The organism is Chryseobacterium sp. II3a (assembly GCF_057815135.1).
On the sequence record NZ_JBYPZJ010000003.1, the window covers coordinates 45,484 to 66,611 of the forward strand.

Below are 21,128 nucleotides of genomic sequence, written 5' to 3' on the forward strand. Positions count from 1 at the left end.
ATTTATTATTGAAAAAAAATGGAAATAGGATGAAAATATAATAAAATATAAAATCCGATCTACCATGGTAGATCGGATTTTGTTTAAATCTTTATTAATGAAAGCTATTGCCTATTTATCTTATTACTTCTGTACAGCAGGAAGCGTTCCATTGTTTTTCTGTACTTTTTTATAAGTGAAGGTACACATCATGATACTGAATTCATATAAGATCAGTAATGGGAAAGCGGCCATCAGCATACTTAATACATCCGCCGGTGTAATAATTGCGGCAACCACCATAATTAATACAATAGCATGGCGACGGTAAGTTTTCATGAACATAGGGGTAAGAATTCCGATGCTGGTAAGGAAATAGATCAGAATGGGAAATAGAAAAATAACCCCCATACCTAGTACTACCTGTAAAAATAATGTGGTATAATCACTCAGATCATAGAGAGGAACAATAATGTCCGAAATTTTAAAAAGTACCCCAAAGTTAACCGCAAAAGGTAGAATCAAAAAATACCCGCATAAAACTCCGGTCATAAAAAGCATCCATACCGCATTAATGATATAAACTGAGTTTTTTCTCTCATTAGGGTGTAAGGCTGGGCTGATAAATCTCCATAGCTCCCAAACGATATAAGGAAATGCAGCCACCATTCCACCAAAAACGGAAACAGCCATCATCACATTGAACTGCTGATACAATCTTTGTACACGCACAGGAAAATCCTTCGGAAGGTGGATACTGTCTTCTCCTAAAATCATCCTTGAAAAATGATTAACAATTTTGAAAGTAGGGAAATCATTTCTTGTGGGGCCAAAAAAGATATGGTCCATAATCCAGTTGATATTGAAACCAACCACTAAGGCTGCAACGATGATAGCAATAATTGAGCGGACCAAATGTCCTCTTAATTCTCCAATATGTCCCAGAAAGGACATGTCTTTGTTATTGTCCATATAATAGAATCTGTCAGAAAATGCACACCAAAAGGTAAGCAGTTTAAGTCTGCGAAATTATGAAATAATAATCAGTATTTAGAATTATTAGCCAGGAATTTGTGCAGATTGATGTTGTAGATTGTTGATCTATTTTTTAAGACCTGTTCATATATAATAACAGACAGCTTAAAAGGCTGTCTGTTAGGTTTTATTTCTGTGTTAAAGATTAATTTTTTAGAATCTCCAATACTTTTTCTGCTACCACTGCTCCGGATTGAGGATTTTGTCCTGTCACCAGATGTCCGTCAGCCACTGCAAAAGGGGCAAAATCCTGATCTGCTTTTACATAATGTGCTCCTTTGCTTTTCAGTACATCCTCTGTGAGATAAGGCATATGGTCAGCCAGTTCAGCGGCAATTTCTTCTGCATTGGAAAAGCCGGTTACCGTTTTTCCTTCAATCAGAAGTTCTCCATTCGAAAGTTTAATATTAAAAAGTCCTACAGCTCCATGACATACTGAAGATACAATACCTCCATTTTCATAAATACTGCGGGCTATTTCCTGTAATTCTATATTGTCCGGAAAGTCCCAAACTACACCATGCCCGCCTGCATAATAAATGACATTATAATCATCAGGATTAATATCTTTTGGTTGTAAAGTGTTACCTAATTTATTTCTGAAGGTCTCATCAGCATAATATTTCCAGTCAACAGACTGTACAAACATCTGGAGAGAAATGGGATCGAGTGGGGTATATCCTCCTTTCGGACTTACAAAATCAATTTCATAGCCTTTTTCTGTCAGTTTTTCATAAAAATGAACAGCTTCCCCCAGCCATAAGCCTGTTGCTCTTTCCATATTAGGATATTTTTCCACACTTGTCACTACGATTAATGCTTTCTTATTCATTGGTATTGTTGTTTAAAATGATAGATCAAAGGTTGGAATTTTTGCAAAACATTACTAAGGACATACCTCAAAAAAAAGATGTGACACAGGTCACATCTCTATTAATATAATCTACTTAATGTTTCTCTTGAGACTCCTAGATAGCTTGCAATAAGTTGTTTCGGAATATGATCTATAAAACCGGGATATTGTTTTATAAAGTCTTCATAGCGTTCTTTGGCAGATTTACTCATTAAAGAAAGAATTCTTTGTTGTAAAGCTACATACCCGAAATTAGACTTCACCCTAAAGAAATGTTCTATGGCTGGCACTTTTGAGCAAAGGATATTAAGATTTTCATAAGATATTGCAAACACTTCGGTATCTTCAATGCAATCCACCGCAAGTGATGAGGTTTCCTGTTTGAAAAATCCTGCAAAATCTGAAATCCACCAGTTCGATGCTGCGAATTGAAGAATATGTTCTTTTCCTGTATGATCTATGAAACTGCTTTTAAGAATACCTTTCTCTATCAGAAAAATTTCATGTACAGGCTGATGTTCCTGTATCAGGAACTGTCTTTTCCGGAATCTCTTTTTTACAAAAAGATTTTGAACGATCTCAAATTCATCATCCGAAAGGGTAACAATTTCCTGAATATGTTCTTTTAGAAAATGGTGCATCTTAATTTAATGTCTAGTTGATACCCTCATCAAGCAATTTATGCAGATCAATAATCCCAAAATACTTTCCGTTCTCAGTCACTACAAGCTGACCGATATTATTTTCTTTTAAAACCTTCATTGCTTCTTTGGCAAGAGCATCCTTTTCAATCGTTCTTGGGTTGGCAGACATTATGTTTTTTGCCAGAACTTTAGTAATATCTTCTCCTTTCATCAGCATTCTTCTTAAATCCCCGTCTGTAATTACTCCTACGATCTGATCTTCATTGGTAACAACAGTAATCCCGTGGCTTGATGCACTAATGGAAATAATAACATCTCTAATGGTAGCCTCTTCGGATACCTGAGGTTTTTGTGAAGACAGAAACTGTTCAACCTTAGAAGTCAGGTTTTTTCCTAAGCTTCCTCCAGGATGGAATTTGGCAAAATCATTCGCCTTGAAATCGTTCAGTTCCATTAAAGCAACCGCAAGAGCGTCTCCCAGTGCCATTTGAATGGTAGTAGAACTTGTAGGAGCCAGTTTATTAGGGCAAGCTTCTACGTCAACATGGGTATCCAGAATAATTTCTGAGAACTCAGCCAGCTTACTGCTTCTATTTCCTGTCATTCCGATCAATGCGGAAGAATAATCCTTTAAATAAGGGACAAGGTTAGCTATTTCGGGAGAGTTTCCGGAATTGGAGATACAAAGCACTACATCCTGCTTCTGGATCACGCCCAGATCTCCGTGAATAGCTTCTGAAGCATGCAAGAATTGAGATGGAGTACCTGTAGAATTCAGAGTAGCAACAATTTTATTACCCACATGTGCTGATTTTCCGATTCCTACAACAATTAATTTCCCCTTGGCAGAGTGAATAATTTCTACAGCCTGGGCAAATGGGTCACCAATTCTGTTTTTTAATTTTTCTAATTCTGAAATTTCAATTTCTAGAGTGCTTTTGGCAATTGATATAATGCTGGTTCTATCCATTTTATGACGATAAGGTATACAAAAAAGTTTCTAAAAAACGTTATATTTTAAAAACAATATTTAATATAAATTTTATTTTTTATAAATTCGTTCGCTTTTATTTTAAGCAGAATTTTTATAACTTTGGGTTAGATGCAAATTTAGCAATAGAAAATTAGATGAGCGCAAAAAAAGCCAATTTATCAGGCGAATTGAAAAAGTATTTTGGGTTTTCTACATTTAAGGGACAACAGGAACAGATCATAGAAAACCTACTGAATGGGAAGGATATATTTGTTTTGATGCCTACAGGTGGTGGTAAATCATTATGTTATCAGCTTCCGGCACTTATTTCGGAGGGAACGGCAATCGTTGTTTCACCCTTAATAGCGTTAATGAAGAATCAGGTGGATGCCGTCAACGGGCTTTCTTCTGATGATGGAGTAGCGCATGTATTAAATTCATCATTAAACAAGACACAGACAAAGCAGGTTTTTGACGATATCAAAAGCGGAAAGACCAAACTTTTGTATGTAGCTCCCGAATCATTGATTAAGGATGATTATCTGGACTTTTTGAAAGAAGTTAAGATTTCTTTCTTTGCTATTGATGAGGCACACTGTATTTCAGAGTGGGGACATGATTTCAGACCAGAATACAGGAACCTTAAACAGATTATTGATAAGATCGCCAATGTACCGGTGATCGCTCTTACGGCTACAGCTACGCCGAAGGTGCAGGATGATATTCAGAAAACACTGGGGATGACCAATGCTTTGGTCTTTAAGGAAAGTTTTAACCGTCCGAACTTATATTATGAGGTAATTCCTAAAATTAATATAGATAAAGAGATCGTTAAATTTATCAATCAGCATAAAGGAAAATCAGGGATTGTCTATTGTCTGAGCAGAAGAAAGGTGGAAGAATTTGCCCAGCTTTTGCAGGTCAATGGAATTAATGCACTGCCTTACCATGCAGGACTCGATCAGAAGGTGAGAGTTGCCAATCAGGATAAGTTCCTGATGGAAGAAGTAGATGTCATTGTAGCGACCATCGCTTTTGGGATGGGAATTGATAAACCAGATGTACGTTTTGTAATTCACTATGATTTCCCAAAATCATTGGAAAGCTACTATCAGGAAACGGGAAGAGCAGGAAGAGATGGCGGAGAAGGGCATTGCCTGGCTTTTTACGATCCTAAAGATATTGAAAAACTGGAAAAATTCCTGGCTCAAAAGCCTGTATCTGAAAGAGAAATCGGATTACAGCTCCTAAATGAAGTAGTAGGTTATGCTGAAACTTCAATGAGCAGGAGACAATATATTCTTTATTATTTTGGAGAAAGCTTTGATCCGGTGAAAGGTGATGGAGCTAAAATGTGTGACAATTCATCCAATCCTCCGAAACTGAAAGATGCTACTTCTGATTTAAAGAAGGCTCTTGAACTGATCAATGATACAGGAGAAAAATTCAAAGCAAAAGATCTTATCTCTGTTATTGTTGGAAAAGAAACGGCTGTTACCAAATCTTATAAACTTGAGCAGAACCCTCGTTTCGGTTTTGGAAAAGAAGAAAAAGACAACTATTGGAAAACCATTTTGAGACAGGCTACCGTTCAGAATTTCTTACAGAAAGATATTGAAACCTATGGTGTTTTAAAGATCGAAGAAAAAGGAAGGAATGTATTGGCTGGTAAATCTAAAGATGTTTTCTTAATCGCTGAAGACAGAGAATTTGATCTTACACAAGCTAAGGCAGATAGTGACCAGCTGCAACAACAAGCAGGCGGAGGTTTAGATCAAAAACTGTTTACCCTATTAAAGGAACTAAGGAAAAAAGTAGCCAAAAAACATGGAATCCCGCCTTATACGGTATTTATGGATCCAAGTTTGGAGGATATGACGGTTCAATATCCGATTACGATAGATGAAATCAACAAAATTTATGGTGTAGGAGAAGGAAAAGCCAAGAAATATGGCAAAGAATTCGCTGATTACATTAAAACTTATGTTGAAGACAATAATATAGAACGTACTCAGGATATGGTATTGAAACAGGTGGCGAATAAATCCAGTCACAAGGTTTTCATTATCCAGAGTACTGATAAAAAGATCGATCTTGAAGACATTGCAAGAGCCAAAAATCTTTCCATGGATGAACTTCTGAAAGAAATGGAAAGAATCGTGTACCAGGGAACCAAATTAAACATCGATTATTATATTGAAGATAATTTTGATGAAGATATTGTAGATGGTTTTATGGAGTTTATGAATGAATCTGAAAGCGACAGTATGAAAATCTTATTGGATGAATTTGGAGACGAATTATCTGATGAAGAGGTAAGGATGCTGAGAATTAAATTTATCAGTGACGTTGCCAACTAAGGAAATGAAATATGAAAAAATATAAAAGTTCTTCTTCGGAAGAACTTTTTTTGTGTTTTAGAAAATATAAATAAGATTGCTCTATTTTCTAACTCATTTTTTGAAAGCTTACATATAACGTTATAATATTCTATGTCGCTATGTGGTTTAAAAAATATTGAACCACATAGCGACATAGATTTTTACAAATAAATTTATTCATAACAACTAAGACCGATTGCAACAATATACAATTTTATCCTAGATAAAATCTTTGTGTCTTATAGCGGTAAATATTAAAAAAACGGTTTTGCAATTTTCTAATAAACACATATTTAAGAGTTAGATTATTTTGTTTTGCCAGCAATGGTAAAAGGAATATTTGATTTGTAATTAAACTTTTTAGTAACTTTAACTGATGAAAAAAATATCTGTCATATTTATTCTGCCGGATTTAGAAACCGGAGGCGCAGAAAGGATAGTCACTACTATTGCAAATCATCTTTCCAGGGATCGTTTTGAGCCTAAGATTTTGCTATTGCGTAAACAAGGCGGATATCTTGATTTTTTGAAAAAAGATGTTGAAATCATCGATATCAATACAGAAAGAATCAGACATTCTTTAAAACCTATTTTAGGAGAGATTTACAGAAGAAAACCCGATATTGTATTTTCCGGTTTTGGAGAAGTGAATGCTTATTTATCTTTATTTATCAAGCTTTTTCCCAGAACGAAATTTATTGCAAGAGAAACGAATGTAGTGACCCAGCATGTGACGAGAAAAGAGATCAAATTTTTCTATAATTTTTATAATAACTATCAGAAAATCATTGCTCAGAGTGATGATATGATGAAGGACCTCATTGATAATTTTAATATCAAAAAGAAAAAGATTGTTAAGATTAATAATCCGGTAGACTTTGATTTTATTGATGAAAAATTAAGAATTGCCTTAAAACCTGAAGGGTATAAATACAACTATAAGAATGTAGTTGCTATTGGTAATTTATCAGCCAGAAAAGGATTTGATAATCTGCTGAAAGTTTTTTCAAGGCTTAAAAATGAAAATATAATGCTTCATATTCTGGGGGATGGAAAAGACAAAGATGTTTTGCTCCAGATGAAAGAGTTTTTAGGGTTGAAAAATGTTATTTTCCATGGTAGACAGGAGAATCCCTACCAGTTTTTAAAGTATGCGGATCTGTTTATCCTTTCTTCAAGATATGAAGGGTTTCCCAATGTACTTTTGGAAGCGGGCGCTTGCGGAACGTATTCGCTGGCCAATAATTGTCCGGGAGGAATTAACGAGATCATTCAGCATAATGTGAATGGAGAAATTGCCAATATTGAAAACTATGAAGATTTTGCGCAGCAAATTATGAAAGTAATGCATCAAAATTATAATCGTGATGCTATAAAGAACTCCATTAAATCCAGGTTTTCAAAAAATATTATTTTAGATAAATACGAAAAAGTATTATTAGACCTGATCCATAAATAACCCATATTTTCAAGGCTTATGACGAAAACAATCCTACTTATTGCTTTCATGCTGGTATCTATAACAGCGACGGCTCAAAAAAGCCAGATAGCCAGAAAAGAATTGCTGAAAGCTTCAATGAACCAAAAAATCACTACTGCTGAAGTTCAGGAGATCACAATGGCTGGAGGGCAGACAGCTCCCAAACATTTGCATCCATGTCCGGTCATAGGAATTATAAAGTCTGGTGCGGCTGTTTTTCAGATAGAAGGACAGGAGAGTGTGGTTCTTCATGAAGGCGATGCCTTTTATGAGCCTAAAAATGTTACTATTCTTCATTTTGATAATGCCTCGAAAGAAAAGCCATTGGTTTTTACGGCAATGTATTTGAAAGAAGGACATGAAGAAAACATACAGTTTTTTAATAAATAAGTTGAAAATAATGTTGGCAGATCTATGATATTGGAAGGCATTGCTTTTTCGGGGATCGTTATTGCATTGATGTGCATTGCTTTACTACTTTCCAAAAAGAAACAAGTTTCTTCTGATTATTATCTTATTGTTTGGCTGTTGATTGGTGCTGCTAATCTCGCGTATTATTTATTTCCATCTTTACTTCCTGAAATTGTTCAGCCCTTTGGTTTTGCCCTTCCGGTGCTGAGTATGGGAATGCTTTATTTATATGTTATTTCAATTACTTTTAATATCCCATTTCGTGTAAGCTATTTGATAAGACACTCTGTGTTTTTTATTGGATACAGTTTATTTTTCATTGGTATTTCAACATTCTATAGCCGGATTGGGTTTACAAACAGTATTCCTTATTTTGTTGAAAAGAATACAAACAAAGTTTTGGATTTGTTGACCTTTCCAATGGCTGTTGTACCAGTGGTTTATATTATTTTATGTTTTTTGGCTTTAAGAAAATACCAGAAAATACTTCCCGAATATTATTCTGCTCTTGAAAAAATCAACCTTAACTGGCTGAAATATATTATTACTTCCTTAATTATCCTTTTTATTGGAGTTTTCATCATGATTACTTTAGGAACACGGACCACTGTGATTCCTTTTGATAAGATCTTTCAAATCGTTGCAGTAGTGCAAAGCGGATATCTATTTTGTATAGTATTCTTTAGTTTGAGACAAAGCATTGTCTTTAATCAACAGGGAGTTCTTGATGTAGACATGGTCATTGAGCAAGAAGAGAAACCCAGTGTTCAGCATAAAAACAATTCTGATGTTATTTCTCAAAAACTTTTAGCGTTCATGGAAACAGATCAGCCCTATCTTGATGAAGAACTGAATCTGCAGAAATTGGCCTTATTATTAGAGATTTCTACCCATCAGCTTTCACAGGCTATCAATCAGGGACTCCATACCAATTTTTACAAGTTTATAAACCTCTACAGAATAGAAGAGGTCAAGAAAAAACTGAGAGATTCAGCATTTGAAAAATATTCAATATTAGGAATTGCATTTGAATCAGGTTTCAATTCAAAGTCTACTTTTAATAAGATCTTTAAGGAAGAAACAGGGATGACTCCCTCCGAATTTAAGAGGTCCGAATCGATCAGAAAAGAGTCCTAACCGATCATTTAGGACGATCGCGCTTGTGTTTTATGGGATTTTTGTCATCAAAAAAACTATGGACACACTTCTTCATGCAAGCAACATCATTGTGCATGTTATCAGCGGAACTATTGCATTGATGGTTGGATTTCTAATCCTGTTAAACACAAAAGGTACTCCTCTGCATGTAAAACTTGGGTATTTTTTTATGTACTGTATGATCATTGTGGTAACAACTGGAGCTCTCGGAGTAATTGTATTTAAAAGAAACCTGTTTCTCCTATTGATTACCATTTTGGCTGCCTACAATACGTATTCAGGTTTTAGAATCTTAAAAGAAAAGTCAAACCGTTTTTATATAAAAGATCTTTTGGCGATGTTGGGAGCCTTGGCGATTGCTTTGGTATTTATGTATTATCTCAAATTCATTGGCTTTCTTTGGAATCCAGTGGTGATCTATTCAGGAGTAGGATATCTTTTGTTGGTGATTTCCTATGATGTTTTTCGGTATTGTATTCCCAGATCAAGATATGGTAATTTGTGGCGTTATGAACATTCAAGTAAAATGATAAGTGCTATGGGAGCCCTTTTATCAGCATTTGTAGGAACTCTTTTACCGGATTATAAACCCTATAGCCAGATTCTTCCGTCTTTGTTCATGACATTGATGATGATCTTTTTTAATATTAAAATTTATATCCGATTAAAAAAAAATACCAGACTGAGTGAATAAAAGTTTTGTTTATAGAAGGTACCTTTTCCCTGAAGTATGCGGTTGATCTTAATTTCAGGTTGATGGGTTTTTAGTATTTTTGTACTTCAAATAAGAAATATAATGAAAATGATTCCTAAAATAGGATGCGCTTGTGAAAAACCAGACCACAATTATACCGAATTTAGAAGTTCCGAACTAGGAATAGATCATACAAACGGAAGATATGGAGAAGTAAGTATTCAGCAATGTAAATTATGCCAGAGAATATGGATTCATTATTTTGTTGAATATGAGCATTATTCCAAATCAGGAAGATGGTATAAAGGAATAGTTTCGAAAAAGGACCGTTCGCAGATTACTCCGGAAAACGCAGTAGAGTATCTCGAAAGTCTTGAATGGTATGTTTATGGAGGTTCTTTTTTTGAAAGTACCGGAACTATCGGAAAAGGCAGATTACAGCTGGATTGATCACCGCGTTAAGGTATTTAAAATTTTTTGATCTCAAAATTGATAAAACTCACTTTGGTGCTTGGTAATTTATATGTAAATTTGTGAGACTTAAGATAGATAATAATAAACAAATTCATAAAATAACATGAGTCAATTCGATGTTACCGTAATAGGTTCTGGTCCTGGTGGTTATGTAGCTGCGATCCGTGCAGCACAGTTAGGTTTCAAAACAGCAATTATTGAAAAATATTCAACTTTAGGCGGAACTTGTCTTAACGTTGGATGTATTCCGTCAAAAGCGCTTCTAGACAGCTCAGAGCATTTCGAGAATGCAAAACACAATTTTGCAGGTCACGGAATCATCATCAACGAGCCACAAGCGGATATCGCAAGAATGATCGAGCGTAAAAACGAAGTGGTAGATCAAACGACTAAAGGGATCAACTTTTTGATGGACAAAAACAAGATCACTGTTTTTGAAGGATTGGGAAGCTTTGAATCTGCTACTCAGATCAAAATTACTAAGAATGACGGTTCTTCTGAAACGATTGAATCTAAATATACCATCATTGCAACAGGATCTAAACCATCTTCACTTCCTTTTATCACTCTTGATAAAGAAAGAGTAATTACTTCTACTGAAGCATTAAACCTTAAAGAGGTTCCTAAGCACTTAGTAGTAATTGGTGGTGGAGTAATTGGTCTTGAATTAGGATCTGTATATTTAAGATTAGGAGCTCAGGTAACTGTAGTTGAGTTTATGGATAAAATCATCCCTGGAATGGATGGAGCTTTAAGTAAGGAATTAACTAAAGTTCTTAAAAAACAAGGAATGAAGTTTATGCTTTCTACAGCAGTTTCTGCAGTGGAAAGAAACGGAGATACTGTAAAAATTACTGCTAAAGATAAAAAAGGAGAAGAGGTAGTTGTAGAAGGAGATTATTGTTTAGTTTCTGTAGGAAGAAGACCTTATACAGACGGTCTTGGTCTTGAAAAAGCAGGAGTAGAACTAGACGAAAGAGGAAGAGTGAAAACAAACGACCACCTTCAGACTAACGTGGCTAACATCTACGCTATCGGAGATGTTATTAAAGGAGCAATGCTTGCTCACAAAGCTGAAGAAGAAGGTGTGCTTGTAGCTGAAATATTAGCTGGTCAAAAACCACACATTAACTATAACCTGATTCCAGGAGTTGTATATACTTGGCCGGAAGTTGCAGGAGTAGGTAAAACTGAAGAGCAATTGAAAGCAGAAGGAGTAGCTTACAAAGTAGGATCTTTCCCAATGAGAGCATTAGGAAGAAGCCGCGCAAGTGGTGACACTGATGGTCTTGTGAAAATTATTGCAGACGAAAAAACTGATGAGGTTTTAGGAATGCATATCATTGGAGCAAGAGCAGCAGACCTTATTGCTGAAGGTGTAATTGCTATGGAATTCCGTGCAAGTGCTGAAGACATCGCAAGAAGTTCTCACGCTCACCCAACGTATGCAGAAGCTATTAAAGAAGCTGCATTGGATGCTACAGCGAAGAGATCTATCCACATGTAATATTTGATTAAAATTAATCATTTAAATAATAAAAGAGGAGCAGTTGCTCCTCTTTTTGTTTTGTCTTATCTCTACCAGTATTTTTGTCATTGCAGACAAAGAGAAGTCATCTCAACTTTGTAAATAGGTTAGAAATCGTAAAGCTGCAAAGTTTTCATTGCTGAGAATCTTTGATTTTCTTGCGTCTTAGAAACATCATACTTTTTGAGCTCCTAGCGTCCTTGCTTATTCCAACAAGTCAATTTATTTATTGTTATAGTAGAATGTACTTTTAAATAGAAGTACATTAAGATTTATTCATAGGCCTTTTTGGCATAGAAATGGAGACTGATTTTGAAAAAGTAAATATGAAGAAAATTTTTATAGGTTTAATGCTTGTGATGGGTGCCAGCTCTTTTGCTCAAGAGGCTGGGAAGGCTGGTGAATTATTGAGGAATGAAGCGTCAGCCACAGAAATGAGAATACCCAAATTTGATACAAAAAGTAAAACCATTGACCGTAATCAAGAAAATGAAAGCGGCAGGATAAAAAATCCAAATTACCAATGGAATAACAACTATAGATATGCTGAAGTCTTTTTAAGAATTCCCGAACAAGGTTTTTTTACCGTTGAAGTTGGTGATCAGATGATTGCCAATGGCTCTGGAAAATATCGTTTTTTTGATCTTCAATCTGGAAGAGTACCGATATCGATCTATGAAAATGGCTTTTTAATTTACAGAACCTCTCTAATGCTTCGAAATAATAGCAGAATGGTGTTAGATTTCTTCACCAATGAAGGCTTATATCTGCTAGACTCATATCCTGTACAAGGGCAATATGGATTTAATGACTGGAATGATCTCTGGAACAATCCTTACGGGAACCAGTCCGGAAATTGGAATAATCAGGGAAACGTAATGGATAAGGCTACTTTCCGTCAGTTTTTTGAAATGCTGCAGAAAAATGAAAAGTTTGATGATGGAAAAGTTGCCATGATTAATCAACAGATGAGAAATTCTATGTTTACTGCTGTACAGATCAGAGACTTGGTGAAATCATTAAGTTTTGATAAAAACAAGTTAGCGCTGGCAAAGTCTATGTATTCAAGCTGCGTGGATAAGAATAAGTATTTTGTAGTGTATGATGTCTTTGATTTTGAAAATAGTAAAAGAGAGCTAAGGGATTATATTTCCAAATAATACACTGAGAGAAGTTTTTTTTGACTTCTCTTTTTTTTTGCTAAAAATGTAGATATATAAGGGGTAAGGATTCTATCTGAGATAAAATTGAATGTGGATAAATGCTCTCGCAGATTTTGCTGATTACGCAGATTTATGGCTATGAATAAGTATTTTATTTGCTGAGAACCTTTGATTCTCTTGCGTCTTAAAGCAGTTAGTGTTATAACTCTTTTGTGCCTTAGTGTCTACCAGAAAAATAAGAAAGTTACAAGAAATAGAAAGATTTTAGGTGAAAATAGCATCACGTAAACCACTCATTCATCTACATCACTTTCATTTTATCATAAAATTTCGAATTTTTGGGAGTAATATTAAATTGTATTCCGAAGGTGATTCCTTTAAAATATTTTTCTGTATGTATGGGAAAAGCATAGCCGGTATTGAGAAATAAAGCATTAAACAATGAGATTCCAATTCTGGGTTCTATTGCATATGGGTTGATGGATGTACCGTATAATAAACCATTATTGATATAATACATATTGGCCTCAGGAATAAATTTATTGTTTTCATTAAAACGTGTATAAAGTATCGAAGGTCCTATAATCAAAGATTTATAACTAGATTCGCCCAATCTGAATTCAAGGCCAGCCTGCAAAACATTTCTTCCCGTATAGCGGTAGGCTAAATTAACAGCTGCTTTATCGAGTATTTGAGCATTTATCATCATAATTGATACGAGAAATACTGCAGCAAAATGTTTTTTCATGTTTTTCAGTTTTTTTTTGTTCAAATGTAGGGGTTTTAAAGACTTTTCTAAAGATAAAATAATTCTTAAAAGCATTCACTAGGTTATAACCTTCAAATTTCCGTACCTTTGTCAGCTAATTTTATCATCAATGCAACTCGGAAAAACTCAAACTTTACAAATTTCAGAAAAACTCAATTCAGGATGGATCTTAATAGATGAAGAATCCGGTGAAAAAGCTTTTCTTCCTAAAATCTTCATTCGTGAAGAGCAGGAAGTAGAAGAGTATGTTGAGGTTTTTGTATACCAGGACGATGATAAATTAAAAGCGACTACTGAAATTCCTTTGGCTGAAGTAGGCGAATTTGCAGTAATGAGCTGTGTACAAAGTCTGCCAAGTGGTGCTTTTATGGATTGGGGAATCATTAAAGATTTGTTTATTCCTTACAAACAGCAGAAAACCAAAATTATTGAAGGCAAAAGATATCTTGTTTATCTTTATGTAGATGAGGATATGGAGCTGATTACAGGAACTACGAAATTTAAGAGAAACCCACAATATGAAGATCTTCCCTTCAAAAAGGGAGATAAGGTAGATCTTATTATGATGAATGAAAGTGAATTGGGCTGGAATGTTGTTATTAATAAGCAATATATTGGTTTGATATACACTTCTGATGTTTTCAAAAAGTTATATCCATTATCAGAAGAAAAAGGGTATATCAAAGCGATTCGTGAAGATGGAAAAATTGATGTTTCCTTACAGCCGGAAGGATTTGAAAACATTGATGAATTCAAACAAAAGATTTTGGATAAACTAGAAGAAAATTACGGACTGCTGTATGTGTCAGATAAATCTTCTCCTGAAGAGATCAAGGAAGAGCTTCAGATGAGTAAAAAGAATTTTAAGAAGGCCATCGGAGGATTGTATAAAGATAAGATCATCGATATCTCGGACGACAAAATCAAATTATTATAAATTAAAAAGAGCAGAATTTTCTGCTCTTTTTTTGTACCTATCTATTTCCAATCCTTTTACATTAAGGTTTTCATAATATTTATCACCTTACTTTTCGTTCTTATCATTTCAGACTTTATTTCAAAAACATGATGCATATCATAATAATTTAGTTTAATTTTTTTGTTTAACAATTTTGTCAAAAATAAAATTCGATTTAAATTTGCACAAATTTGTTTAACAAAAATGTCAAATCAAGCAAAAAAAGACCAAACACAGGAATTGATCAAGGAGACAGCGAAGAAATTATTCTTTGTGAAAGGGAAATTTGATGCTACTACGCAGGAGATTGCCGATGAAGCAGGAGTGAATAGAACCCTTATTAACTATTATTTTAGATCAAGAGACAAACTGATTCAGATCATCTTTGATGAAGCACAGAAAGTAGAGCAGGAAAAATCAAAGATTATTCAGAATTCAGATCTTCCATTTAAGGAGAAGATCAGTCAGTTTATAGAAAGCAGCCTTGCTACAAGTCTTCAATATCCTTATCTGGAAACCTACATTGTGTCGCAGATCAATAAAGGAACCTGTCATCAGAGAGAAATAGAAGAAGATATTCTTGAAACCATGTATAAGGATATTGAACATGAAATGGAACTAGGCAATATTGAGAAAATGGCCCCAGTTCAGTTTATTCTGAATATGGTTTCATTATTAGTTTTTCCAAGTGCCGTAAGGCCTCTATTCATGGAGAATTTATTAATTAATGACGAAGAATATGATGAGATTATTTCCGTGAGAAAAGGGATTATTCTCAATATGTTATTTAAAAATTAAAAAAATCTAAAGTATTTCTTAAAATGATTCGTCAGTTAGAAATAAAAATAGGAGAGAACTTAAAAAAATAAACGAAGTATAAAAATTATGAAAAGAAAACGTATAACTGCTAAAAAGCTAAAAATTGGGATAGCTGCAGCATTTATGATTTTCGGTTTTTCATCGGTGTCTGCCCAGCAGCAGGTTTCTCTGCAGGAAGCAATAAAACAGGCACTCCAGAATAAGGCAGAAGCTAAAAAAGCGGCCTTACAGGTTAAAAAAGCCGAATATAAGATTGATGAGGCTAAAGCCGGAGCTCTTCCACAGATCAGTGTCGCCGGGGGTGTTTCTTATAATCCGATTATCCAGGAAACAGTAGTGGAAATCATGGGCCAGCGAAACATTTTCAAAATGGGCCAGCCATGGAACTCGAACATTTCCGCTTCATTGAACCAGGCTCTGTTTGATCAGAGAGTTTTCATCGGTCTAAAGGCAGCAAAATCTACCAGAGAATTCTATGTATTGAACTCTCAGCTGACTAATGAACAGATCATTGTGAATGTAGCAACAGCGTATTACAATGTATTTGTACAGGAAGAAAATCTTAAAACCTTAGAAACAAGCTATTCTAATACTGAAAAAGTAAGAAATGTTATTAAAAGCTTAGTGGACAATGGATTGGCAAAACCAATTGATCTTGATAGAACCAATGTTCAGCTTACCAATATCGCTTCTAATAAACAAAAGCTTATCAACGGTGTAGAATTGTCTAAAAATGCTCTGAAGTTCTATATGGGAATTCCAATAGATTCTCAGATTGAGCTTGAAGAAAAAAGTATAGAGCCAAAACCTGAGCTTATCGCCGGACAAATAAACTTAGATAACAGATCTGAAGTTAAAGTGCTTAAAAAGCAAATGGAACTTTTACAGTTTAATAAAAAAGCGACTGAAGCATTTCTTTACCCTACAGTAAGCCTACAGGCTAACTACGGATGGTACGGAATGGGGACAAAATTCCCTTGGTTCAACGGAATCAGTAATGGTGTAAACTGGAGTGATGCAGCATCAGTTGGATTAAATGTAAACATTCCGATTTTTACGGGTGGAGCTACAAAATCTAAAATCCAACAGGCTGAGATCGATATTCAGGACTTAAATCAGGATATTGAAAATACACAGTTGAGCTTGAATTTAGATTATAAGAATGCAACGACCAATATGGAAAACGCTCTAATCAATATTCAGAGCATGAAGGATAATGTGGCATTGGCAGAAAAAGTACAGGCTAATACACAATCCAACTATCAATACGGTTTGGCAACACTTACAGATCTACTGGATACAGATAATTCATTAACAGAGGCAAAACAAAACTACGCTAATGCCTTATTGGATTACAAGCAGGCTGAAATTCAGTTAATGAAAGCAAAAGGAGAGTTAAACACATTACAAAACCCATAATAAACAATGAAAAAAACTTTAATATATATCATCGTAGCAGCTGTACTCGTAGGGTTAGCAGCTTACAAGATTGCTGGTAACAAAGAAAAACAGACTCAGGAAGTAAAGGAGGTTGCCAAGCAGGTGGATAAAATCAATGTTAATATCGTAACCGTTGCGAGAGAAAATATAGATACAGATTATTCTGCAAACGGAACCTTCATCCCTAAACAGGAAATGAACCAGTCTTCTGAGATTTCAGGACGTATTGTGAGTGTTTTGGTAAAAGAAGGCTCAAGAGTTGGAGCTGGTCAGGTGTTAGCAACAATTAAAAGAGATGCTATCGAAGTTGACGTTACCCAAGCTCAAAATAATTTACAGAATGCAATTATTGATAACCAACGTTATGAAAATGCATATAAAACAGGGGGTGTTACCAAACAGCAGCTCGATAACTCAAGATTGCAGCTGAAAAATATGCAGGCTGCAGTAAAAGCTCAGGGGGTTAAAGTGAATGATACAAGCATCCGTGCTGGAATCAGCGGAACCATCAACAAAAAAATGGTGGAGCCTGGAACTGTAGTTTCTCCGGGGACAGCCATGTTTGAGATCGTTAATATCAACAGCTTAAAGCTTTCTGTTTTAGTGGATGAAAGCCAGATTGGAAAAATTCAGTTAGGTCAGGAAGTTCCCATTAAAGTTAACGTTTTGCCTGAAGACTCTTTCGTAGGTAGAATTACATTTATCGCTCCTAAAAGTGATGCTTCTTTGAATTTCCCTGTTGAAATTGAAGTTCAGAACAGAGGAAATCTAAAAGCTGGTATGTATGCAACCGCTAAATTCAGTACAAACAACGGAGCTGAAACTCAGAATATGCTGACTGTTCCTGCTGAAGCATTCGTAAACGGGGTAAGTTCAGGACAATTATTCGTTGTTCAGAATGGAGTTGCCAAGTTGATCAAAGTAACCATTGGAAAAGTTTACGGAGACAAAGTACAGGTATTGAGCGGTCTGAATGGTGGTGAGCAAGTGGTAACCAGCGGACAGATCAACCTGGACAACGGATCTAAAGTGAACATTATAAAGTAGACGATCTATGAAGTTAGCAGAAATATCGATTAAAAGACCCTCGCTGGTAATTGTATTATTTACAATTCTGACGCTGGGAGGTATCCTGAGTTATACGCTCATGGGATACGAATTGATTCCGAAGTTTGAAACCAACATGGTAACCATTTCCACGGTGTATCCTGGAGCTTCACCTGCAGAGGTGGAAACGTCCGTCACCCGAAAGATTGAAGATGCCGTAGGTTCTTTGGAAAACGTAAAGAAAGTAGAATCTTCTTCATACGAAAGTTTGTCCGTTATTATGGTTCAGCTCAACGATGGAGCTGATGTAGACTATGCCCTGAATGATGCACAGAGAAAGGTAAATGCTATTCTGGCAGACCTTCCGGATGATGTAAAGGCACCGTCACTGAATAAATTCTCTTTAGATGACCTTCCGATCATTACGATGAGTATTTCGTCAGATAAACTCAACAGTAAGGATCTTTACGACTTATTGGATAAAAAAATAGAACCTATTTTCTCCCGTGTAAACGGTGTTGCACAGGTAGATCTTGTGGGTGGACAAGAAAGAGAGATTCAGGTAAATCTTGATGAGAAAAAATTGCAGGGGTACGGACTTTCAATAGGCGATGTACAACAGGCAATTCTTTCATCAAATCTTGATTTCCCTACAGGAAGTTTAAAAACAAGAAGTACAAAATCTACCATTAGATTATCAGGAAAGTATAAATCAATTGAAGAAATGAACAACCTTGTAGTGTCCAACAAAAATGGAGCACAGGTTCGTTTATCTGATATTGCAACGGTTTTCGACTCTCAGAAAGATGTTGAAAAAGTAGCCCGATTCAATCAGTTTCCAACCATCTTAATGCAGGTGAAAAAGCAATCTGATGCGAATGCGGTTGCTGTATCTGAAAGCGTTCAGAAAACAATCAAAACGGTAGAAGAAGCATATAAAGTTCAGGGCGTAAAAGTAAAAATAGTAAATGATACTACAGAATTTACCCTTGAGTCTGCCAACCACGTAATTTTCGACTTATTCTTAGCGATTATCCTTGTGGCAATTGTAATGCTATTGTTCCTTCACAGTATCAGAAACGCATTCATCGTAATGGTATCCATTCCGGCTTCATTGGTGGCAGCGTTCATCGGGATGAACTTGATGGGCTATACATTGAACTTAATGAGTTTATTAGGACTATCGCTGGTGGTAGGGATCCTGGTGGATGACGCGATTGTAGTACTGGAAAACATCTATCGTCACATGGAGATGGGTAAAAGCAAGATCAGAGCGGCATATGACGGAGCATCAGAAATTGGTTTTACCGTAGCAGCAATTACGTTGGTAATTGTGGTGGTATTCTTACCGATTGCGATGAGTTCAGGTCTTGTAGCAAATATTCTTGCTCAGTTCTGCGTCACGGTCGTTATTGCAACCCTATTATCATTGCTGGCATCATTTACCATTATTCCTTGGTTATCATCAAGATTTGGTAAACTAGAGCATTTAACAGGTAAAAACTGGTTCGAAAAATTTATCCTTTGGTTTGAAGGATTGATCGACAGATTCACTCATTGGATTACCGATATTCTTGAGTGGTGTCTGAAAACAACTTTAAGAAGAATTTCTACAGTTGTTATTACATTTATTATTTTAATCAGTTCATTCTCACTAGTTATCTTTGGATTCATTGGAGGGGAATTCTTTCCACCAATTGACCGTGGTCAGTTCTTGGTACAAATGGAGCTTTCTAAGGATGCAACCGTTGAAAAAACGAACCAGCTAACATTAGATGTTGAGAAATTTTTAAGAAATGATAAAGATGTTGTAGACTTAATTACCACAGTTGGTCAGCAGTCAACAGGTTTCGGTGGTGCTCAGGCAACGACTTACCAATCTGAGGTTCAGGTAAACCTTACCGATAAGTCTGAACGTTCTGAAAGTACGAACATCAAGGCTGCAAAAGTAAAAAGAGCCTTAGAAGAGAAATTTACAGGAGTTGAGTTCAAAACAGCTCCAATCGGGATCATGGGTGCGGAAAATGCTCCTATTGAAATGGTAGTAACCGCTCCGGATAATGCAACAGCAGTAAAAGAAGCAACAAGAATCCTTGAGCTATTGAAAAAAGTTCCCGGAGCAGTAGATGCAGAATTATCTACAGATTCTGGAAATCCGGAAGTACAGGTATCTATCGACAGAGATAAAATGGCTTCTCTAGGATTGAATCTTTCAAGTGTAGGACAAACAATGCAGACAGCATTCAACGGTAATACAGATGGGAAATTCAGAGCAGGAGAGTATGAATATGACATTAACATCCGTTTTGGAGATGTGAACAGACAATCCATCGATGATGTTAAAAACCTAATGTTTACAAATCCTCAAGGCCAGCAGGTTCGTCTAAGCCAGTTCGCTGAAGTGAAAATGGGCTCAGGACCAAGTTTGCTTGAACGTAGAGATAAATCTCCTTCTGTAAAAGTAAGAGCTAAAGCAGTAGGTAGACCAGTAGGAGACGTAGCGAACGAGTGGGCTGCTAAGTTCATGAATGACAAAAAACCTATTGGAGTAGACTACATCTGGAGTGGAGATATGGAAAACCAGCAGGAAGGTTTCGGTACCTTAGGAATCGCGTTATTAGCGGCTATTGTATTGGTATATCTTGTAATGGTATCATTGTATGACAGTTTCGTATATCCTTTCGTAGTATTGTTCTCTATTCCGTTGGCGATGATTGGGGTAATGGTAATCCTTGCCTTGACTGCTAACTCATTGAACATCTTTACGATGCTGGGAATGATCATGTTGATTGGTCTTGTTGCGAAGAATGCGATTATGATCGTTGACTTTACGAATGCGAGAAAAGCAGCCGGAGCAACAACTCATGATGCATTGATCCAGGCTAACCATGCCCGTCTTCGTCCGATCCTAATGACAACCATCGCGATGATCTTCGGTATGTTACCAATCGCATTGGCAACAGGAGCCGGAGCAGAAATGAACAAAGGTCTTGCATGGGTAGTAATCGGTGGTTTAACATCGTCCCTATTCCTTACGTTGATTATTGTACCAGTAGTATACTCTCTATTTGACTCTATCCTAAGAAGAATGGGTAAAGATACCAAAGTAGACTACGAAGCTGAAATGAAGGCAGAATATGTACACAGAGAACTGAATGAAGACGGATTTACGCCTAAGCATTTAGACAAATAAAATATCATATACCTTTAATTAATCGAAAGCGCCTCAGAACATCTGAGGTGCTTTTTTGTTTTGCCACGAATGCACGAATTTTTTTATTGATGTTGTTATTTAATAGAATAAAATAGTTTATTATTTCTC

General features: G+C 35.8%; 18 protein-coding genes. 13 read left to right on the forward strand and 5 right to left on the reverse strand.

The annotated features are described in order from the left end of the window. Positions 1 to 123: 123 nt before the first annotated feature. From tatC to AC3HD6_RS08725, 4 genes are all read right to left on the reverse strand, one after another. Positions 124 to 951 (reverse strand): twin-arginine translocase subunit TatC, encoded by an 828-nt coding sequence (tatC, locus tag AC3HD6_RS08710; RefSeq protein WP_068943600.1) that lies wholly within the window; start codon positions 949 to 951, stop codon positions 124 to 126. A gap of 208 nt (positions 952 to 1,159) precedes the next feature. Beyond that, positions 1,160 to 1,846, reverse strand: coding sequence for a type 1 glutamine amidotransferase domain-containing protein (locus AC3HD6_RS08715; RefSeq protein ID WP_488895983.1), 687 nt, complete (start codon positions 1,844 to 1,846; stop codon positions 1,160 to 1,162). A 101-nt stretch (positions 1,847 to 1,947) separates the two neighbouring features. Next, entirely contained in the window at positions 1,948 to 2,508 is a 561-nt protein-coding gene (locus tag AC3HD6_RS08720) for a Crp/Fnr family transcriptional regulator (protein WP_488895984.1), read from the reverse strand. A 13-nt stretch (positions 2,509 to 2,521) separates the two neighbouring features. Next, entirely contained in the window at positions 2,522 to 3,481 is a 960-nt protein-coding gene (locus tag AC3HD6_RS08725) for a KpsF/GutQ family sugar-phosphate isomerase (protein ID WP_488895985.1), read from the reverse strand. Between the two features lie 158 nt (positions 3,482 to 3,639). Between AC3HD6_RS08725 and recQ the strand changes: the two genes are divergently transcribed. The 8 genes from recQ to AC3HD6_RS08765 all read left to right on the forward strand — a co-directional run bounded on the left by recQ (position 3,640) and on the right by AC3HD6_RS08765 (position 12,770). Further along, positions 3,640 to 5,844: a DNA helicase RecQ gene (gene recQ, locus AC3HD6_RS08730; RefSeq protein WP_488895986.1), complete on the forward strand. Its 2,205-nt coding sequence runs from the start codon at positions 3,640 to 3,642 to the stop codon at positions 5,842 to 5,844. A 397-nt stretch (positions 5,845 to 6,241) separates the two neighbouring features. Beyond that, positions 6,242 to 7,324, forward strand: coding sequence for a glycosyltransferase (locus AC3HD6_RS08735; RefSeq protein ID WP_488895987.1), 1,083 nt, complete (start codon positions 6,242 to 6,244; stop codon positions 7,322 to 7,324). A gap of 18 nt (positions 7,325 to 7,342) precedes the next feature. Continuing rightward, entirely contained in the window at positions 7,343 to 7,735 is a 393-nt protein-coding gene (locus AC3HD6_RS08740; RefSeq protein WP_488895988.1) for a cupin domain-containing protein, read from the forward strand. Between the two features lie 24 nt (positions 7,736 to 7,759). Continuing rightward, a complete protein-coding gene (locus AC3HD6_RS08745) occupies positions 7,760 to 8,893 on the forward strand; it encodes a helix-turn-helix domain-containing protein (RefSeq protein ID WP_488895989.1) in 1,134 nt (377 codons plus the stop codon). A gap of 58 nt (positions 8,894 to 8,951) precedes the next feature. Further along, positions 8,952 to 9,608: a hypothetical protein gene (locus tag AC3HD6_RS08750; RefSeq protein ID WP_488895990.1), complete on the forward strand. Its 657-nt coding sequence runs from the start codon at positions 8,952 to 8,954 to the stop codon at positions 9,606 to 9,608. A 102-nt stretch (positions 9,609 to 9,710) separates the two neighbouring features. Further along, positions 9,711 to 10,058 (forward strand): hypothetical protein, encoded by a 348-nt coding sequence (locus AC3HD6_RS08755; RefSeq protein WP_488895991.1) that lies wholly within the window; start codon positions 9,711 to 9,713, stop codon positions 10,056 to 10,058. A gap of 127 nt (positions 10,059 to 10,185) precedes the next feature. After that, positions 10,186 to 11,589, forward strand: coding sequence for a dihydrolipoyl dehydrogenase (lpdA, locus tag AC3HD6_RS08760; RefSeq protein ID WP_488895992.1), 1,404 nt, complete (start codon positions 10,186 to 10,188; stop codon positions 11,587 to 11,589). Positions 11,590 to 11,936: 347 nt separating this feature from the next. Next, positions 11,937 to 12,770, forward strand: coding sequence for a proline and serine-rich protein 1 family protein (locus AC3HD6_RS08765; RefSeq protein ID WP_488895993.1), 834 nt, complete (start codon positions 11,937 to 11,939; stop codon positions 12,768 to 12,770). Positions 12,771 to 13,074: 304 nt separating this feature from the next. On the opposite strand, the gene AC3HD6_RS08770 is transcribed toward AC3HD6_RS08765, so the two are convergent. Continuing rightward, on the reverse strand, positions 13,075 to 13,521 hold the full coding sequence (locus AC3HD6_RS08770; RefSeq protein ID WP_488895994.1) for a hypothetical protein: 447 nt from the start codon (positions 13,519 to 13,521) through the stop codon (positions 13,075 to 13,077). Positions 13,522 to 13,651: 130 nt separating this feature from the next. Between AC3HD6_RS08770 and AC3HD6_RS08775 the strand changes: the two genes are divergently transcribed. The 5 genes from AC3HD6_RS08775 to AC3HD6_RS08795 all read left to right on the forward strand — a co-directional run bounded on the left by AC3HD6_RS08775 (position 13,652) and on the right by AC3HD6_RS08795 (position 20,999). Next, on the forward strand, positions 13,652 to 14,479 hold the full coding sequence (locus tag AC3HD6_RS08775) for a CvfB family protein (RefSeq protein ID WP_488895995.1): 828 nt from the start codon (positions 13,652 to 13,654) through the stop codon (positions 14,477 to 14,479). Positions 14,480 to 14,704: 225 nt separating this feature from the next. Continuing rightward, a complete protein-coding gene (locus AC3HD6_RS08780) occupies positions 14,705 to 15,298 on the forward strand; it encodes a TetR/AcrR family transcriptional regulator (protein ID WP_488895996.1) in 594 nt (197 codons plus the stop codon). Positions 15,299 to 15,385: 87 nt separating this feature from the next. Beyond that, complete coding sequence (locus AC3HD6_RS08785) at positions 15,386 to 16,738, forward strand: TolC family protein (RefSeq protein ID WP_488895997.1); 1,353 nt, start codon at positions 15,386 to 15,388, stop codon at positions 16,736 to 16,738. Positions 16,739 to 16,744: 6 nt separating this feature from the next. Then, the gene (locus tag AC3HD6_RS08790; protein ID WP_068943587.1) at positions 16,745 to 17,806 is read left to right on the forward strand and encodes an efflux RND transporter periplasmic adaptor subunit; all 1,062 of its coding nucleotides are present in this window, start codon (positions 16,745 to 16,747) and stop codon (positions 17,804 to 17,806) included. 7 nt (positions 17,807 to 17,813) lie between these two features. Continuing rightward, positions 17,814 to 20,999 (forward strand): efflux RND transporter permease subunit, encoded by a 3,186-nt coding sequence (locus tag AC3HD6_RS08795; RefSeq protein WP_488895998.1) that lies wholly within the window; start codon positions 17,814 to 17,816, stop codon positions 20,997 to 20,999. Positions 21,000 to 21,128: the final 129 nt, after the last annotated feature.

Excerpts from the sequence above, each read along its gene's own strand:
- tatC (WP_068943600.1), bottom strand. The coding sequence starts at position 951 with ATGGACAATAACAAAGACATGTCCTTTCTGGGACATATTGGAGAATTA.
- AC3HD6_RS08715 (WP_488895983.1), bottom strand. The coding sequence starts at position 1,846 with ATGAATAAGAAAGCATTAATCGTAGTGACAAGTGTGGAAAAATATCCT.
- AC3HD6_RS08720 (WP_488895984.1), bottom strand. The coding sequence starts at position 2,508 with ATGCACCATTTTCTAAAAGAACATATTCAGGAAATTGTTACCCTTTCG.
- AC3HD6_RS08725 (WP_488895985.1), bottom strand. The coding sequence starts at position 3,481 with ATGGATAGAACCAGCATTATATCAATTGCCAAAAGCACTCTAGAAATT.
- recQ (WP_488895986.1), top strand. The coding sequence starts at position 3,640 with ATGAGCGCAAAAAAAGCCAATTTATCAGGCGAATTGAAAAAGTATTTT.
- AC3HD6_RS08735 (WP_488895987.1), top strand. The coding sequence starts at position 6,242 with ATGAAAAAAATATCTGTCATATTTATTCTGCCGGATTTAGAAACCGGA.
- AC3HD6_RS08740 (WP_488895988.1), top strand. The coding sequence starts at position 7,343 with ATGACGAAAACAATCCTACTTATTGCTTTCATGCTGGTATCTATAACA.
- AC3HD6_RS08745 (WP_488895989.1), top strand. The coding sequence starts at position 7,760 with ATGATATTGGAAGGCATTGCTTTTTCGGGGATCGTTATTGCATTGATG.
- AC3HD6_RS08750 (WP_488895990.1), top strand. The coding sequence starts at position 8,952 with ATGGACACACTTCTTCATGCAAGCAACATCATTGTGCATGTTATCAGC.
- AC3HD6_RS08755 (WP_488895991.1), top strand. The coding sequence starts at position 9,711 with ATGAAAATGATTCCTAAAATAGGATGCGCTTGTGAAAAACCAGACCAC.
- lpdA (WP_488895992.1), top strand. The coding sequence starts at position 10,186 with ATGAGTCAATTCGATGTTACCGTAATAGGTTCTGGTCCTGGTGGTTAT.
- AC3HD6_RS08765 (WP_488895993.1), top strand. The coding sequence starts at position 11,937 with ATGAAGAAAATTTTTATAGGTTTAATGCTTGTGATGGGTGCCAGCTCT.
- AC3HD6_RS08770 (WP_488895994.1), bottom strand. The coding sequence starts at position 13,521 with ATGAAAAAACATTTTGCTGCAGTATTTCTCGTATCAATTATGATGATA.
- AC3HD6_RS08775 (WP_488895995.1), top strand. The coding sequence starts at position 13,652 with ATGCAACTCGGAAAAACTCAAACTTTACAAATTTCAGAAAAACTCAAT.
- AC3HD6_RS08780 (WP_488895996.1), top strand. The coding sequence starts at position 14,705 with ATGTCAAATCAAGCAAAAAAAGACCAAACACAGGAATTGATCAAGGAG.
- AC3HD6_RS08785 (WP_488895997.1), top strand. The coding sequence starts at position 15,386 with ATGAAAAGAAAACGTATAACTGCTAAAAAGCTAAAAATTGGGATAGCT.
- AC3HD6_RS08790 (WP_068943587.1), top strand. The coding sequence starts at position 16,745 with ATGAAAAAAACTTTAATATATATCATCGTAGCAGCTGTACTCGTAGGG.
- AC3HD6_RS08795 (WP_488895998.1), top strand. The coding sequence starts at position 17,814 with ATGAAGTTAGCAGAAATATCGATTAAAAGACCCTCGCTGGTAATTGTA.